The following is a 16,971-nucleotide window of genomic DNA, read 5'->3' as shown; positions in this document are numbered from 1 at the left end:
CGCGTGTCGCACAGCGCCACCGGCCCCCAGGGGCCGACTTCTGCGGGGTCGTCGGGCCAGGCCACCGTCCAGCCCCCGGTCCGCATCGACCGGGACGTGGAGCCGGTGTGGGAGACCGAGGCGCTGCCCGACTGGGTGGTCAACTGGCTGCTCCCGATGTTGTCGGCCGGTCAGAAGTGGCCGGACGCGAGCGAGAGCGGCATGTCCAAGCTCGCGCACACCTACCACGCGCTGGCCGCCGGGGCGATCGCCACCGCGCCGCGCGCCGGCTCGGCCGTGCGCACCGTGGCGACCGGCTGGTCCTCGCCCGCCAGCGCCGACTTCGTCACCCGCGCCAAGTTCCTGTACGGCCAGGAGGCCGGCATGGCGGGCGCGGCCAGGGTGTCGCAGTCCCTCCAGATGCAGTCGGACAACTTCGCGGTCGAGACCCAGTACTCCAAGCTGTCCGTCAACGTGGCCTTCTGGGTCACGGTCGTCGCCATCGCCATCGCGCTCATCGTCGCCTTCTTCTCCGCCGGCACCTCCGCGGCGATCATCGGCCCGTACGCGGCCGCGGGCCGCGCGGCGATCAGCCGCATCCTCGTCAGGCTCGCCATGATCGGCGCCAGGGAGCTGGGCGCCGGCAAGCTGGCCCGGGTCACCACGCTCAGCGGCGCCACCGGCCGCGGTCTGATCGCCAGGCTGCTCGGCTCCTCGATCGGCCGCGAGCTGATCGAGGAGATCGGCGAGGAGTTCTTCATCGACGCCGCCGCCCAGTACCAGCAGATCAAGATGGGCACCAGGAAGGACTGGGACTGGAAGAAGTCCCAGGCGGCGATCATCGGCGCGGGCGGCGGCGCGCTCTTCGGCACCGCGCTGTCCGGGCCCATCTCCAAGGTCACCCGGCACATGCCGGGCTTCCCCGGCCGCGCGATGACCACCGGCCTGACCAACACGATCGCCTCCCCGGCCGGCAGCTTCCTCGCCAACGGCCTGGTGTACGGCCAGTGGAACAACCCGTTCTCGGTCGACTCCCTCATGGGCGGCTTCATGGGCGGCGTCGGGCGTACCGGGTCGATCAGCCCGTTCAACCCCGAGGTGTACACCGCGCTGGGCAACCCGGTCAGCACCCTGGCCTCCGCCTACGACACCGCCGCCCGTTCCGACGCCGCCCGCGCCGGAGGCGGCGACCCCAGCACGGGGGGCGGGAACCCGCCGGTCGGCAGCCCGGCCCCCACGGGTGGCGGCGGGCCCATCGTCCCCGCCTCGGCGCAGGCGCCCGCGCCGAACCAGGGCGACGACGTCAGGCGCGGCACGCCGTCCACGTCTCCCCCCGACTCGGACGCGAACCCGCGCCGCGGCTCCTCCTCGCGGGACGGCCGGACGGACACCGACCGCGAACCCCGTGCCGACGCCGACCAGAACGTCGACGAGGACACCGACGAGAACACCGACGACGACGACAAGCAGCAGCGGCGGCCGAAGAGCGACCCCGCGCCCGCTCCCCAGTCCACCACCGCCCCGGCCTCCCCCCAGGCCCAGGACGGCTCGCAGGACACCCGCCAGACCCGCGACACCCAGCAGAACGACCAGACCCAGCAGAACGACCAGCAGAACCCCCGGCAGGACGCCGAGCAGGACACGCAGCAGAACCCCCAGCAGGACGCCCAGCAGAACGACCAGCAGGACGCTCAGCCGGACAACCAACAGGACAACCAGCAGGACGGCCGTCAGGAGCCGATCGCTCAGCAGGGCGACCAGCAGGGCGACCAGCAGGGAACGACCACCGCCCAGGACACGAACACCCCCGCCACGACGTCGGCCGCCGCCCCCGACGCCACCTCGCCCGTGCCCGTCACCGGCCCCGTCCGGGCCCGTACCGCGCTGATGGACTCGCTCACCCTGGACTTCCCCGGCGCGGTCGTCGGCCCCACCGGCGACCTCCTCATCCCCTCCCCCGACGGCACCGTACGGGTGATCCGCGCCGCCACCATGAAACGCGTGCGCGCCGCCCTGGACACCCGCGCCGACGAGGTCACCGACGCCGACGAGCTGCGCGCGGAGGCCACCGCGATGGTGCTGCTGGCCCAGGAGGGCGGCGAGACCCTGCAACCGGCCACGAGCAAGCCGGGCACGGTCACGTCCAGGCCGGTCCCGGGCACCCGGCACGTCCCCGACGCCCGGCCGGACACCCCGTTGGAGCCCGGCGACGTCCGTACGGGAGCCGACGCGGTGCGGCCGTCCCACTTCCTCAACCAGGACGTGGAGGAGATCACCTGGTCGGCCGACGGCACGCTCGTCGTCCGCACCAGGAACAACGGCACCCACCACTTCCGCCCGGTCATCGGCGGGCTGACCGAAGGGCTCATGGGCGAGACCGAGCTCTCGACCGGTGAGGACGCCGCGCACGCCCACGTCGTGCACTTCGCCCCCGGCATGAACCCCAGCCAGGTGTCCCGGGTCTGGCTGCACGAGATCACCGACACCCTGCAGAAGACGCAGGAGGACAACGGCGGCAAGCGGCGGGGCTTCCTGCGCCGCAGGAAGGCGACCAGCGAGCCCACGCAGGACATGTGCGCCCAGGCCCAGCTCAACGAGCTGGCGTTCATGGCCGAGCAGTGGCACGCGGCGCAGACGCCGCAGGAGCAGCGACTCCTCGCCCTCGACATCGACGGCGTGTCCCGCCAGCTCATCGAGCGCGGCCACACCCCGCCGCTGCCGCCCTGGGCCCCCAAGCCGGGGACCCGGCCCACGTACGCGCCGCAGTTACCGCAGGGCCGTCCGTCCCAGGAGGAGCTGCCGGCCGTCATCGACGCGCTGCAGCGGGCCGAGCGGGCGCTCAAGGAGCAGGTCGACGCGAAGCGGAAGACCGCCCAGGAGGCCCAGCAAGCGGCACGCGACGCCAACAAGAAGATGCGGAAGGCGCAGCGGCAGCACGACCAGGGCCGCCAGGCGCGGGCGACCGCGGCGCGGAAGGAGGCGCTCCAGCAGCGGGCCACCCGCAGGCGGCACAACAGGATCGCCGACGCGTACGAGGCCGCGCTGCGCGAGGCGACGCGGACCCGGCAGACCTACCAGCAGCTGCTCACGGCGATGAACGAGATCCAGAACCCGAGCGCGCCCAACGGGCCGGTCAGCATGCGGTCCGTCGCCGAGCGGCTGGCCGCCCAGGTCCTTGAGCAGCACGCCGCCTACCTGAAGGCGCTGGCCGCCGCGTTGCCCCAGGAGATCAGCCTGGCCGCGGCCCAGCCGACGGGCCGGCTGGCCCACCTGTCGGCCCTCACCACCGCCGTCAACGACCTGCTGGCCGACAACGGCGTCAATCACCAGTTCTCCGCCGACCAGCTCGAACGGGCGATCCGGGCCGACTTCCACAAGGCCGTCTCCCCCGACGGCCTCGTGCTGACCGTGGGGCACCACGGCAAGGCGGCCGAGGTGCGGATCAAGCTGACGCTCGCCGACCTGGTCGAGGTGCTCGACCCCGCCATCAAGGGGTCGGAGATGATGGTGGGCCTGTTCTACCAGGCCGCCCGTACGGCCTCGATCAGCCAGGCGGGCAGCGGCGGCATGTCGGCGGGCTTCGACACCAGCGTCCTGGCGCAGTTCCTGCCGGAGGACCACGTCGCCAGGACGGTGAGCGAACTGCTGGGCGTCGGCCTCGGCGCCTCGCTCGGCCGCAACTGGTCCACCAGCGGCGGGGCCGGCATGTACGCCCAGGGCGGCTCGGTCACCGACAACCGCAACGAGTCGCTGCTGTTCGACGCCGCCGCCACCTGGACGGCCGAGATCCGCACCGGCCAGGACGCGAGGTGGCAGGGCACGGTCACGGTCGACTCCGGCGCCCCGGGCGACTCCTCGAGCCAGCGGCTGTGGTTCTCGCACCCCGCCACCGACCAGCCGGCGCGCGTGCTGGACTGGATCGACAGGGCCAAGCGGGGCAAGACGATGCCCAACGTCGTCGTCCAGAGCATGACCGACCTGGAGGGCGCCCTCGACGCGCTCGCGGAGGAGCTCGGCGGCGACTACGCCGAGGTCGGCACCGTGCCCCGCGACCAGCTGCGCTCGTTCGTCACCCAGGAGCTGCCCCACCGCCTGCGGACGTCGGTCAACGAGGGGCTGGAGCGCGTCTTCACCAAGAACGGCGAACCGCACGTCCGGGTGCGGGCCGAGAGCCGTGTCGTGGTGGAGACCGCCCAGCCGATCGGCGGCGCGTCCTCCGAGGAGTGGGAGGAGGAGGTGCTCGTCGACTTCGTCCAGACACCGGGGGGCGCCTCGTCGGGCTCCTCGCTCGACGGCAGCGCCTCGGCCGGGTTCAAGGCCCCCGGGCTGCAGGCCGTGGACCTCGGCCCGTACCAGCCTGCGATCGGCCCCAAGGCCAACGGGGGGAGGGGGGCGTCGCGGTCGTACTCGGCCACGGCCAACAAGCAGGCGATCCACCCCAGCGTGCACCGTAAGTCCCACCCCAAGCAGAGCTACCGGCTCACGGTGGTGACCACGTTCACGGTGGAGGTGATCGGCAAGCCCCCGGTCACCCTGCCATCGGTGCGCAGCACGGCGCTGGTGGACATGCGCGAGTCGGCCGCCTACCGGTACGGCCTGCCCGTGGACAGCGCCGCGCTGGTCCGCAAGGACGGCCGGCCGGTCACCGACGCCAACGGCGACCAGGTCCTGCGCGGCGACCCGCACCCCGGCCCGCCGCCCGGCCGCAAGCCGGAGCTGCCCGCATGGCTCGGCGACGGCCCCGGGCAGATGCGCGGCGCGGGCCCGGCGCTGGTGCAGGAGATCGAGGGGCTGGCGGAGTTCCGGCAGAAGGTGCTGGACGAGCTCGCCGAGCGCGGGCTCATCCCGAAGACCGTGAACGGCGTGCCGGAGTACTCCTCCAACAAGCTCGCCCGCGCCAGCCAGATCCTCAACCGCCAGGAGGTCCTGGAGCAGCTGTCGGAGCAACGCATCCGCGCCGCCTACGACTCCCTGGCCCAGGACGGCATCGTGCTGGACCTGACGCTGCAAGGGCTCAACTCCGCCCCCGAGCACTACATGCTGCGCCTGTCGCTGAAGCAGGACTTCAACGACATGACCTACGTCGGTCACACCGACACCCAGACGGTCGTCAACCTCGACATCGGCTCCGACACCTCCGCCCGCGGCATCGGCAGGTCCAGGACGTACAGCGGCGGCGCCGGGGTCAGCGAGAGCGACGGCCCGGACAAGGGGCAGGACGGCCTCACGAACGAGGTCGGCGTCAAGGGCGGCGGCAACCGCACCCGTACGGCGGGCTCCAGCGCCGGCGGCACGACCAACGTCGTGACCCTCCAGGAGAGCAACAGCACGGTCGCGATCTTCACGCTGGGCCACCAGATGACCGCCGACCTGCTGCACAGGGGCACGACGACGACGATCGCGACCAGCGACGGATCGGCCCAGCTCGTCTTCGCCGCCGACATGCTCCCCTCGACCAAGCCCACGCCGCCCGCGCCGATCGGGCGGATGTCCCAGAAGCTCAGGGCCAAGGCGCGGCTGCTGCACGTGGACGTGGGCCGCCCCCTGGACGCGGCCCGTCAGGTGCTGCCACGCGGCATGACCGCCGACTCCGTGGCCTTCCAGCACCTCATGGCGTTCCTGAACGTGCGCAACCTGGTCGCCCACCCCAAGCTGCTGAACAGGCCGCTGACCACGGATGTCGCGATCCGGCCGAACGGGCCCACGCGCTCGTCGCTGTCGGTGTCCGGCGAGGTCGGCGAGACCGAGGTGCTGGGGGTCGTCGACCAGGTCACGGGCAACATCCTGTTCGGGCTCGGCAGCGCCGGCATCTCGTGGGGCGGCTCGTCCGGGCTGTCGGCCGGCATGTCGACGTCCGTCGGCGACCTCGACGACGGCGGCACGACCGGCGACAGCGGCTCGCTCTCGCTGCCGTCCCGGTCCGGCGGCACGTCCGAGTCCACCTCGATCCTCGACATCTGGGGCAGCGAGGAGCTGACGATCGAGTTCGGCCGCCAGTACATCCTGCGCAGCACGGTCGACCTCACCCTCACCGGTTCCGAGAGCGCCGAGCACGGGGTGCCGACCGGCGAGCAGATCCCCGTCAGCGGCTCGAAGACGACGACCACGTCCGGCACCGCGCTGTTCACGGTCTCGGAGTACGACGCGCTGCTGATGTACGCGGAAGGCGACCTCGACCTGCCGGCCCACCTGGTCGGCGACGCGGTCGAACGGTTCCTCAACGGCAGCCTGACCCTCGACCGCAGCCTCGCGGTCCCGCTGGTCCAGCGCTACGTCCTGGACATGGCCCAGTCGGGGACGACCAACGAGTACACCGAGCGGCACACCCCGGAGGCCCTGCTGGCCAAGCTCAAGGAGGTGACCGGGCTCACCGCCCCTGACAGCGGCAGCCCGCAGCAGAAGCTCGACCAGACCCTGGACAAGGCCGCCGAACAGCTCGAACGCTCCAGGGACGTGGTGCTCGCGCCGTCGTACGACCGGTCGGTGGGCGCGAGCTCGACCGAGTCGCTGACGCTGACCGACGAGAACGGCGACCCGGTCGACGTGATGGACGCCGTCCGGAAGGCCGTGCAGGACGCCGTGCCGGGGGCGCTGGACGAGAGCCCCACCCTCGGCGAGGAGTTGAACGTCGACTTCTCCGAGGACGCCGCGCTGATCCACGTCACCGACATGTGGTCCTCGCGCGGCTTCGAGCGCAGCTACCACGTCCAGCAGGGCGCGCAGGTCACGCAGGCCGAGGAGGTGACGGTCCGGGTACGCCTCGAACCCGTCGGCGACTCGCGCAGGGCCACGATGCTCAGCCAGACGTCGCAGTCCGGACTGATCGTCCAGCACTACCGGTACACCGACCTGTCGCATTCGGAGTCGTACAACGGGTCCTACTCGGCGGGCTTCGACCAGGGCGCCAGCGACCCGACCGGCGGCCAGGGAGCCGGCCTCTCCACCGACCGGGGCCGCGGCTATTCGGGCTCCACCAACCACCAGAACACCAGGTTGCAGCGGATCGGCCTGTTCAACGGGCTGACCCGGGTGCAGCAGGAGATGCGGCTCGTCATCGAGGTCGAGCGCAGGCCGGTACGGGGCGGCAAGGTCTCCGGCGCCGCCAAGCGCGTGGCGGACGTGCTCCAGGGCAAGCGGCGCGCCGCGCCGCCGGTCGTCTACAACGCCACGGTGGTGCGGCGCATCCCGACCGGCATGACCAGGCCCGCCGCCGAGGACCCGGGGCCGGTCGTCATGACCACCGACCCCCGGCAGGCCGAGCTGCCTCCCGGTTTCTTCCCGGCGGCGTTGTGGGAGAGCCCGGCCAAGCCGAGCCTGTACGAGGTCGTCACCACCCAGCTCACCAAGATGATCGGCGCGGCGGCGGTCGAGGAACGGCGTCCCGAGCTGATCAGGCGGCTGGCGCCGTCGGCGCTGCTGACCGCCTTCGAGCGGATGACCGGGCCCTCGGGCGAGCCGGTCGTCCGGGTGTCCAGGCAGAAGTTCAAGGACCAGGGCGTGAACGTCACCGTCCACGCCCGCACGTCCGACCTGACCATCGTGGCCGGCCCGTACGACGCGGAGAAGGGTCAGGTCGACCGGCAGGCCGACGCCCAGAACGTGAACGTCTCCCGCGGGCGGACGACCCCGGTGGGCTGGGGCGCCAACGGGTCGGACAGCTCGACCGGGGTCAACGGCGGCGTCCGGGGCGGGGAGCAGACGTCCGAGGGCGTCGGCGACCACCACGGGGCACGCCGCGAACGCAGCATGTTCGAGAAGGGCAAGGCCTACACCGTACGTCTCCGGGTGGACTACGACCTTGAGTTCCAGTACATGGCGCGGCTGCGCGACGGCAACGAGCGGCCGGTCGGCGAGGCCGTCCACCTGCCCTCCGCCTCGACCGGCGAGGTGGACGTGGTCATGTTCGGCGAGGAGATCGAGGAGCTGCGCGAGCGCATGGCGGCGGGCGTACGGATCGCGCCGCCGCGTCCCGGCGGCCCGCCGCCCGCGACGTTCAATTTCGTGCCCACGTCCGAGCGGCAGAACCCGATCCAGACCCTCCAGGAGGCCCGCGTGGCCGCCCGCGACCGCGGCGAGGTGGCCCGGGTGGCGGTCTGGGAGACGGACGGCCTCCACCGCTACCGCGTCATGCCCGACGGCTCGCTATACAGCGAGACGCTGGACGGCGGCTTCGCCGAGGCGTTCGCGGGCCTCGCGCCCGACCTCCTGGACGCGGCCCGCGGCGCCGGCCTGAACCTGCGCGACGTCTTCATGAACCCGAGCACGGACGGCACCTTCACCGAGCAGGTCGAGGCCGCGCTCGACGCCGTCGGCGCCCTTCCCGCGCCCGCCGCCCCGGCCGCCTGGCCCGCCGCCGCCCCCGACACGCACGTGAACCCGGTCGGCGGCAGCGTGTCGCAGGGCGTGACGCCCGCCGCCGGGATGCCGTCCCCGGCGATCGAGGACAGCCCGTTCAGCAGGTCGGCCCGCCCCGAAGGGGTTCCCGACCTGACCCTGGACGAGCTGCACGACCAGCCCGTCTCGGCCGTCGACCTCGGCGGCACCGCCGCCCACGTCGGCTGGACCGGGGACGACGTCCTGACCGTCCAGTTGCCGGGCGTGCCCGACCAGCACGTCCGCGTGGTGGTGGCGGACCCGGGTGACGGCCTGAACGCGCTCACCGAGCCGCGCACGGGCACGGCCGAGGACCCGCACCTGCTGCGGATCTGGGGACGCGTGCATCCGGACCTGGTGTCGTCGATCCTGGTCCACGACCTCTCGCACGTCGCCCAGACGGCGACCGCGGCGGCGGCCGGCATGCCGCAGGGCGTGCTCAGGACGTCCCCGACGGGCGAGCACACCGAGGGCACCGACCTCTGCCTGCTCCCCCGCCTGGACGAGCACGCCCACCTGTCCGACAAGTGGCACGCCACCACCGACCCGGCCCGCCGGGAGCGCCTGGCGGCGGCCATCGACGCCCTCGCCGACGACATCCGCCGGCGCGGCCACACGCCGCCGCCCCCGCCGTGGGGCACCGGGCCCCGCGCACCGGCCGCCCCCGAGCCGCAGAGCCGGATCGCCCGCCTGCTCAACGGCGATTCGGCCACCGGCCTGGACACCTCGCCGCCCGGCCTCGGCAAACTGGCCGAGATCGCCGGCGTCCCCGCCATCACGCCCGGGGGCGTCCCTGCGAACGGCACGGCGCCGCAGATGGGACCGGTGGACACGTTCACGGTGACCACCCCCGAGGGTGAGTTCACGCTGACCCTGGCCGAGGCCGCTCCCGGCACGGCCGGGGTGACCGTCGAGTCGAGCGTTCCCGGCCACCTGACACTACGGGTGCCCGCCGACGACGGCCCCAGGGCCACGACCGCCGTCGCCGAGCAGGTCGCGGCCCACGCCGCCACGCTCGCGGGCGACACCGCCGCCGGCCGGCCGCAGGACACCGGCCCGGCCCGGCCGGCGGCCCCCGGGCGGCCCGGCCCGATCGAGGCGGCGGCGCTGGCGCGGCTGCGCGGGCTGGCGCGGGCGGTCGCCGAGGCGGGCCCGGTCCGCTCGCGCACCGAACGGGCGGCGCTCCAGGAGGAGGCCAGACGGCTGGGCCTGGCGAACGGCCGGCAGGGCGCGTCGTCCAAGCTGGTGGAGCTGTCGCGCGCGGGCTATCTCACCCCCGCCCAGGTCACGGCGATCCGCGGCCACGCGACGCTCCCCGCGACGGCCGCCGCCGGAGCCGTCGGACGGGCCGCCGCCCTCATGGGCGCCCGCGTGCACACCCACGGGCCCGGCCTGCTCGACATCGTGCTGCCGGGCCGCGCGCCCATCGCCGTCGAGATCCGGCAGCCGGGAACGGGCGCGAACGACCCGGGCGTGCTCACCTACGAGGTGGACCCGGCCCGCACGGTCGGCGCGAACGAGCGGGCCGCCGCCGCGACGGCCGCCGCCGCGGTGGCCGACGCGCTGGGCCTGCCGCCCGCCGACGGCCAGGAGCTGGCCGAGCTGAACGAGGCCCTGCGCCAGGCCCGTACGGCCAATCCCAGGCAGCGCCCCGGACGCCTGGGCGTGCTGTACGACCTGGTCACCGAGGCCCGCCCGGAGATCCTGCGGATGTTCCCCCCGCAGGTGGCCACCGAGCTGGCCACCCTGGCGGACGGCCGCCGTCCCCGCGACTGGCCGGCGATCATCGAAAAGCTCCGCGTGATGGCGGACGGGACCGGCTGGGACGTGCCCGACGCCAAGTGCGTGTGCCCGCCCGACGGCCCGTGCACGTGCGGCCGCCGCCTGGACGAGGCCCCGCCGGTGACGCTGGAGCCCGACCCGCAGGCGATGGCGGTGTGACGGACGGGACGTCGGGCATCATGGGAACCCCGAGGAGAGGACGACTATGGCTTTCGCGGTGGCGCGGACGAGGGACGAGGCGCATCTCTACCTCGACCTCAACCCCTGCGCCTGCGGGTCCACCGACACGACCTGGCGCAACGGGCTGATCGACGTCGAGGGCGAGCTGGCCAACCGCTACTTCGGCCCGTGCGAGCAGTGCGGCACGCCGCGCGAGTTCGTGTTCGGGCTGCCGGAGACCCCCGTCATGCCCGCCGGGTTCCCGACGTTCGGCGGCCCGGAGCCGTCGGAGCTGCTCGACGCGGGCGAGTGGTTGTGGGTGGCCGACCTGACGGCGAGCGACGTGCCGGTGTCCGACCGGGCCGAGGCCCTGCGCACGCTCAGGATCGCCGCCGCGGCGGTGGAGGAGGTCGTCAAGTTCGTGCCGGCGGGCGCGGACTCGGTGCCCGACCAGGGGTTCTGGTCCGAGCGCGGGCAGGGGGTGCGGGCGGCCGAGCCGGGCAGGTTCCAGCTCGACCGGCTGCTGGTCGTTCGCGACACCTACCAGACGCTGGCGGGCGAGTATGCCTGAGCAGGGTCTGGGCCGCTCGCTCGTCGAGGCGTACGTCTACATCGACCTGGTGGCCCACTCCGGCCTGCCGGGCGCCTCCCGGAACGCCACGGTCTCCCAGGACCCGGAGAACCTGCGGGTGCGGCTCGACGACGTGGAGGTCGTGGTCCCGGTCGAGGCCGAGCGCGCGGCCAGGGAGACCGGTGCGACGTTCGGCACCGGCCTGTCCGAGCTGCTCGACCCCGGCCAGTGGGTGCTGATCGCCACCACGTACGCCAGCCGGGCCCTGGAGGAGGGCCTGTTCTACGCCGTCGGCCCGGCCTCCCCCGAGCGGTACGACTCGGTGGCGACCGGTTGGCTCTTCGCCGCCGACGCCGTGGCCGAGGCGCTGAAGTTCTTCCCGCCGGAGGCCGCCGAGCTGCCGCCCGACGACTTCTGGAGCGACCTGGGCAGGACCGTGCGCGAGACCGAGCCGGAGCGCCTGACCAGGCAGAAGCTGGAGGACGACCTGGCCTTCTACCGCAAGAGCCTCGACGACTTCGAGGGCCTGCACACAAGGCCCTGACCGCCAGAGTGCGCCCGCAGGAGGGTAAGGCTCTCATTACCGATTGGCTACTCTACTTTTAGTAGCTGAATAACTACTTTCGGTAATGTCCTGCTCCTCCTCAAGGGAAGAGGCGCGCCATGCCCCAGTACGCCGCGGCCCCGCGGCTCCCGACCGGCCCCACCGGCCTCGGAACCTCCGCGCTCCACCTTCCGGCCCCCGCCCCGCCCCCCGCGCCGCCTCCCGGACCACGGCAGCTCCTGGCCCCCATCCCCTACGCGGAGCGGGAGTGGGGCGACGGCTCCTACCCGCCGCTCTACTGCCCCGAGACGGTCCGCGACGACCCGGCGCTCGGCGCGGAGGTCGACCGGCGGCTCGTGGCCTGGGCCGAGAAGGTGGGCCTGCACGCCGGGCGGATGGACGAGTTCGCCGCCACCGGGTTCGGCCGGCTGGTGATGCTCGCCCATCCCGACAGCGACGACCCCGACCTGCTGCTGATCGCGGCGCAGATGAACACCGCCTGGTGGGCGGCCGACGACTACTACGCCGACGAGACCGACCTCGGCGCGAGCCCCACCGAGCTGCCGCCGCGCCTGGCGCTCGTCATGTCGGCCATGGACCCGCCGCCGCCCGCGGGCGCGTACACCGGGCAGCTCGAAGAGGCGATCGAGGCCGACCCCGTGCTGGTCTCCCTGCGCTCGGCCACCGACCACCTGTCCCGCCACGGCACCCCGTCGCAGGTCATGCGGGCCTGCAACACCACCTTCCAGATGTACGTGAGCTGGGCGGCCTACGCCGCCTGGCGCTACCTGGAGACGCCGCCGCCCGTCTGGCGCTACCTCGCGGCCCGGCAGCACGACAGCTTCTACACGTCCATGACCCTCATCGACGTCGTCGCCGGCTACGAGCTGCCCGCCGATCTCTTCTACGACCGGCGTTTCCACACCGCGCTCATGCAGGCCGGCACGGCCAGCGTCATCGTCAACGACCTCCACTCCGTGGCGAGGGAGGCGGCCGACGAGCTGCCCGACTCCAACCTCGTCCTGCTCATCGCGGAGGAGGAGAAGTGCTCCACGCGCGAGGCCACCGAACGCGCCGTCGCGCTGCACAACGACTTCGTCAAAGGCTTCGAGACCAGCCAGCGCGAGCTCGCCGCAGTTCCGTCCGTGGAGCTGCAGCGGTTCCTGCGTGGCGCCCAGGGCTGGATGGCCGGGTGCCTCGAATGGCACGGCAGCAGCAGCCGCTACCACTCATGACACCGGCCGCCCCTGGCCGGGAAGGAGCTCTTCCCAGGTGACCGTCAACACCCATTCCCCCGTCCTCACCAGCCACTACCAGCACTCCGTCGCCAGCTACTGGAACGCCGAGAAGAACCCGGTCAACCTTCGTCTGGGCGACGTCGACGGCCTGTACCACCACCACTACGGCATCGGCGAGGTGAACTGGACGGTACTCGACGGCCCCGAGGACACCCGCGAGGACCGCATCGTCAAGGAGCTCCACCGCCTGGAGACCGCCCAGGCCGACCTGCTGATCAGCCACCTCGGCCCGCTCGAACCCCACCACCGGGCGCTCGACGCGGGCTCCGGCCGAGGCGGCAGCAGCCTCCTGGTCAACATGCGGTACGGCTGCGAGGTCGACGGCGTGTCCATCTCCGAGTCGCAGGTCGCCTTCGCCAACGACCAGGCCAAGAAGCGCGGCGTCGACGACAAGGTGCGCTTCCACTTCCGCAACATGCTGGAGACCGGCTTCGAGACTGGATCGTTCCAGGCGAGCTGGAACAACGAGAGCACCATGTACGTCGAGCTGTCCCTGCTGTTCGCCGAGCACTCCCGGCTGCTGCGCCGGGGCGGCCGGTACGTGTGCGTCACCGGTTGCTACAACGACGCCTACGGCCTGCCGTCCCGGGCGGTCAGCCAGATCAACGCCCACTACATCTGCGACATCCACCCCCGGAGCACGTACTTCGAGCAGATGGCGGCCAACCGGCTCGTCCCGGTCAGCGTCGTGGACCTGACGGCGGCCACGATCCCGTACTGGGAGCTGCGCGCCCGTACCCATCTGGCCACGGGCATCGAGCAGTCCTTCCTCGACGCCTACAAGAACGGCAGCTTCCAGTACCTGCTCATCGCGGCCGACCGCGTCTGATCAACCGGCCACCGCGGCGGCCAGCTCCCACGGGTCGTGGGCCGAGAAGACGCTCACCTGGTCGCCGTGGTCCCGTACCAGCTCCCGCAGCCGGGCCTGGGTGCCGAGCCGCAGGTCGTGATGGACCTCCGAGCGGGTCTGCACGACGTCCATCAGCGGGTGCGGATGCGGATCCTGCTGCAGCTCGCGGTGGTAGTAGTAGGCGTCGCCGCAGTGCAGCAGCCAGCGGTCCCCCTCGCGGACGGCGACGCCGGTGTGCCCGGCGGTGTGCCCGCCGAGGGGGACCAGCCTGATGTCCTCGGGCAGCCCGTCGAGCTCGATCGAGGCGAAGCCGAACCAGTCGTCGTTCGGCTGCGGGGTGTAGGTGACCCAGTCGGGGCCGTGCGCCCAGTGGGCCGGGCGGTAGCGGTAGCTCGGGGCCTCGGCCAGCGCCGCCTCCAGCTCGGCGGCCAGCAGGTGCACCCGCGCGCCGGGGAAGTCGGGCAGCCCGCCGCAGTGGTCGACGTCGAGGTGGGTGACGATGACGTGGCGCACGTCGTCCGGGCGGTAGCCGAGCCGGGCGACCTGGCGGACGGCGGTCTCCTCCTCCTTCAGCGCGGGCTCGGCCATGGCCACCCAGTCGGCGCCCAGCGTGCCTGCCGGGTCGCGCACATTGCCGAGCCCGAGCCCGGTCTCGACCAGCACGAGCCCGTCGGCCGGGGTCTCCACCAGCAGGCAGTGGTTCACGGCGGGGGCGGCGGGCGGGCCGTCGTAGGTGGCTTCGATCGTCCGTACGGATCCGCAGTTCAGGTGATGAATCCTCATGGGGACGATCGTCGTACTTGAACCGCGGTTCAAGTCAACTCGTCAGCCGCCCGCCATCATGTCGCCGAAGGCGCGGGCCGCCGGGCCCGAGGTGAACAGCCGGTCGAGCCGCGCCCTGGCCAGCCGGCGGCGGAACGGCCCGGCCAGGCTCTCGTCGCCGGCCTCGTGGGTCATCTCCGTCATCCAGCGGGAGAACTCCTGGTGCTGCCACACGCGTTCCAGGCAGGTGGCCGAGTAGGCGGCCAGCGGCTCCTCGTCGCCCTCCCGTACGGCGGCGCGCAGCGCGCGGGCCAGCACGTCGGCGTCGGCGACCGCCAGGTTCATGCCCTTGCCGCCCATGGGCGTGATGATGTGGGCGGCGTCGCCGACCAGGAAGAGCCGGCCGTAGCGCATCGGGTCGACGACGTGGCTGCGCATCTCGACGAACGCCTTCTCGCCGATCGGGCCGTCCGGCAGGTCCTTGTCGGCCAGGCGCAGCCGCAACTGGGCCCAGATCCGCTCGTCGGGCCAGTCGGCGGCGGTGGCGTCGGGGGCGCACTGGAGGTAGAAGCGGCTGGCCCGCGGGCCGCGCGGGAAGTGGGCGGCGAACCCGTGGGCCGTGATCGCCATGAGCGGGAAGCCCGGCGGCGGGACGTCGGCCAGCACCGTCAGCCAGCCGATGCCGTAGTCGTGGGAGTAGGTGGTCAGGGCGTGCGCGGGCACGCCGGCCCGGCTGACGCCGTGGTGGCCGTCGCAGCCGGCGACGTAGGAGCAGACGATCTCGTGCGTGCGGCCTTCGGCGTCGCGGTACGTGACCGTCGGGGCGGCTCCCCCGACGGCGTGCGGGGTCACCTCGGCCGCCTCGAACCGCAGGTCGCCGCCGGATTCGAGGAGGCGGGCGAGCAGCCGGCCGACGAGGACCTGCTGCGGCACGAGCCGGCCCGATCGGCCTTCGGTGATCGCGGAGACGTCGAGGAAGCGCTGCTCGCCGTCGACGCGGAACTCGAACCGGGTCTCCTGCGGCATGCCCGCCAGGACGGTGTCGGCCAGGCCCCACTCCTCGAAGACGCGGGCGCCGTGGTGGTCGAGGATGCCGGCGCGCTGGCGCTGCTCGACGTACGGGCGGCTCTGCCGTTCGAGCACCACGCACTCGACGCCGGCCTGGCGCAGCAGGTTCGCCAGGGTCAGGCCGGCCGGACCGGCTCCGATGACGACGACCTCGGTGCTCTCTCGCCTGCTGGTCTTCCCGGACATGGCGGTCCTTTCGCCTCGGTGACGCGCAGTGGTACCCGGCCAGGATGATCACGATGATAGTCCGCGCGATCACCCGCCCACCGGGAGATCGTGCGCTTCGGGGCCCCGGCTGACCTCCGCCGGGGCGCCCAAGCGTGAGAACCTCGGCGTCATGGAAATCTGGATCAACCCCGACTGCTCCAAGTGCCGCTCGGCCCTGTCGATCCTGGACGCCGAGGCGGCCGACTACGAGGTCCGCCGCTACCTGGAGGACCCGCCGTCGCCCGACGAGCTGCGCGCCGTCCTGGCCAGGCTCGGGCTGGAGCCGTGGGACATCACGCGTACGGGCGAGCCGGTCGCGGCCGAGCTGGGCCTCGACGCCTGGCCGCGCGACCCGGACGCCCGCGAGCGCTGGATCGCCGCGCTGTCCGCGCACCCGGTCCTCATCCAGCGGCCGATCATCACCGCCGACGACGGCCACACCGTGATCGGCCGCACCGAGGAGGCCGTGCGGGACACGCTGTCCAGGTGACGCGGTCAGTCGTCCATGCGGCCCTCCCGCTGGCCTGGGCGCTCGGGGCCGGCCATGCTGGAGCCGCCCGCGGGCACGTCGACGCTGCCCGGCGAGTAGTAGCGGCGCAGCCATTCGGCCAGGCCGTCGAGGCCCCCGAGCAGCACCCGCTCGGTGATCCCGGCCTGGTCGAGCCGCCGCCGGATCTCGACCTTGACCTCGGCCGGGATCGACCAGCCGCGCCACAGCCCGGGATGGGCGGCCAGCCAGTCGTCGAGCTGGTACGTCGCCCCCGACATCGCCGACAACACCGACGACTGGTTGACCATGCGCTCGTCCAGCGAGGGCGGCTCGAAGAAGACCACGAACGGGCGCTCGCGGCCGAGGGCGTCGAAGCGGGCCAGACCGGCGGCGCGTTCGGCGAGCATCTCGGTGCTGAAGAGCAGCGCGCCCTCGCCGTCGAGCACCTCGCGCAGCGGCTCGGGCAGCAGGCGGTGCGCGCCCGCGCAGTCGACGGCCAGCAGGACGGCGTCCTCGCCGGGCCAGGACGCGGTGGCGAAGTGCAGGGCGACCAGCGGGGAGAAGGTCCAGTCCAGGAGGCGGGTGGGCAGGCCGTGGTGCTGGCCGAGGGCCAGCCAGTCCCAGACGGTCGGGCCGGGGGCGGCTCTGTGCGCGTATTTTCTAAAATTTCGTATCAAGTGGGCTTCTAGGGTGGCGTAGTCGCCCGCCAGCCGCGCGAGCCTGTGCACGTGCGAGTACGCGCTCTTCGCCAGGCCGCGGAAGACCAGCGGCGAGTGCGCGTGGGCCGGCCCGTCGCCGTGGCCGGCCGCGCCGATCGCGTCGTCCAGCTCCCGCCAGGACGACACCGTCACCATCCCCATCCGCCTCCGGTGCCCCTGTGCGCCCTGG

9 protein-coding genes are annotated in these 16,971 nt (G+C 73.0%); 6 read left to right on the top strand and 3 right to left on the bottom strand.

Annotated features, from left to right (window positions below):
• Positions 1 to 3 precede the first annotated feature (3 nt).
• From ACWCSU_RS38765 to ACWCSU_RS38745, 5 genes are all read left to right on the top strand, one after another.
• Positions 4 to 10,293 (top strand): WXG100-like domain-containing protein, encoded by a 10,290-nt coding sequence (locus ACWCSU_RS38765; protein ID WP_449941833.1) that lies wholly within the window; start codon positions 4 to 6, stop codon positions 10,291 to 10,293.
• A gap of 46 nt (positions 10,294 to 10,339) precedes the next feature.
• Positions 10,340 to 10,864 (top strand): hypothetical protein, encoded by a 525-nt coding sequence (locus ACWCSU_RS38760; RefSeq protein ID WP_357706851.1) that lies wholly within the window; start codon positions 10,340 to 10,342, stop codon positions 10,862 to 10,864.
• Positions 10,857 to 11,408 carry a hypothetical protein gene (locus tag ACWCSU_RS38755; protein WP_449941832.1) on the top strand — a complete coding sequence of 184 codons (552 nt, stop codon included), beginning with the start codon at positions 10,857 to 10,859 and terminating at the stop codon, positions 11,406 to 11,408. The genes ACWCSU_RS38760 and ACWCSU_RS38755 overlap by 8 nt, the downstream gene beginning before the upstream one ends.
• Before the next feature lie 119 nt (positions 11,409 to 11,527).
• Positions 11,528 to 12,643, top strand: coding sequence for a family 2 encapsulin nanocompartment cargo protein terpene cyclase (locus ACWCSU_RS38750; protein WP_449941830.1), 1,116 nt, complete (start codon positions 11,528 to 11,530; stop codon positions 12,641 to 12,643).
• Between the two features lie 37 nt (positions 12,644 to 12,680).
• Positions 12,681 to 13,535, top strand: a complete 855-nt coding sequence (locus ACWCSU_RS38745; RefSeq protein ID WP_357706856.1) for a geranyl diphosphate 2-C-methyltransferase — start codon at positions 12,681 to 12,683, stop codon at positions 13,533 to 13,535.
• On the opposite strand, the gene ACWCSU_RS38740 is transcribed toward ACWCSU_RS38745, so the two are convergent.
• Complete coding sequence (locus ACWCSU_RS38740; protein WP_449941828.1) at positions 13,536 to 14,339, bottom strand: MBL fold metallo-hydrolase; 804 nt, start codon at positions 14,337 to 14,339, stop codon at positions 13,536 to 13,538.
• Positions 14,340 to 14,381: 42 nt separating this feature from the next.
• On the bottom strand, positions 14,382 to 15,572 hold the full coding sequence (locus ACWCSU_RS38735) for a 4-hydroxybenzoate 3-monooxygenase (protein WP_449941827.1): 1,191 nt from the start codon (positions 15,570 to 15,572) through the stop codon (positions 14,382 to 14,384).
• A gap of 151 nt (positions 15,573 to 15,723) precedes the next feature.
• On the opposite strand from ACWCSU_RS38735, the gene ACWCSU_RS38730 reads away from it, so the two are divergent.
• Positions 15,724 to 16,083 carry an arsenate reductase family protein gene (locus tag ACWCSU_RS38730; protein ID WP_364099591.1) on the top strand — a complete coding sequence of 120 codons (360 nt, stop codon included), beginning with the start codon at positions 15,724 to 15,726 and terminating at the stop codon, positions 16,081 to 16,083.
• Between the two features lie 5 nt (positions 16,084 to 16,088).
• Here ACWCSU_RS38730 and ACWCSU_RS38725 read toward each other — a convergent pair whose 3' ends face one another.
• Entirely contained in the window at positions 16,089 to 16,943 is an 855-nt protein-coding gene (locus ACWCSU_RS38725) for an FRG domain-containing protein (protein WP_449941825.1), read from the bottom strand.
• Positions 16,944 to 16,971: the final 28 nt, after the last annotated feature.

This window comes from Nonomuraea sp. NPDC001699, assembly GCF_053596455.1.
This window is presented reverse-complemented; position numbering and strand designations above follow the sequence as displayed.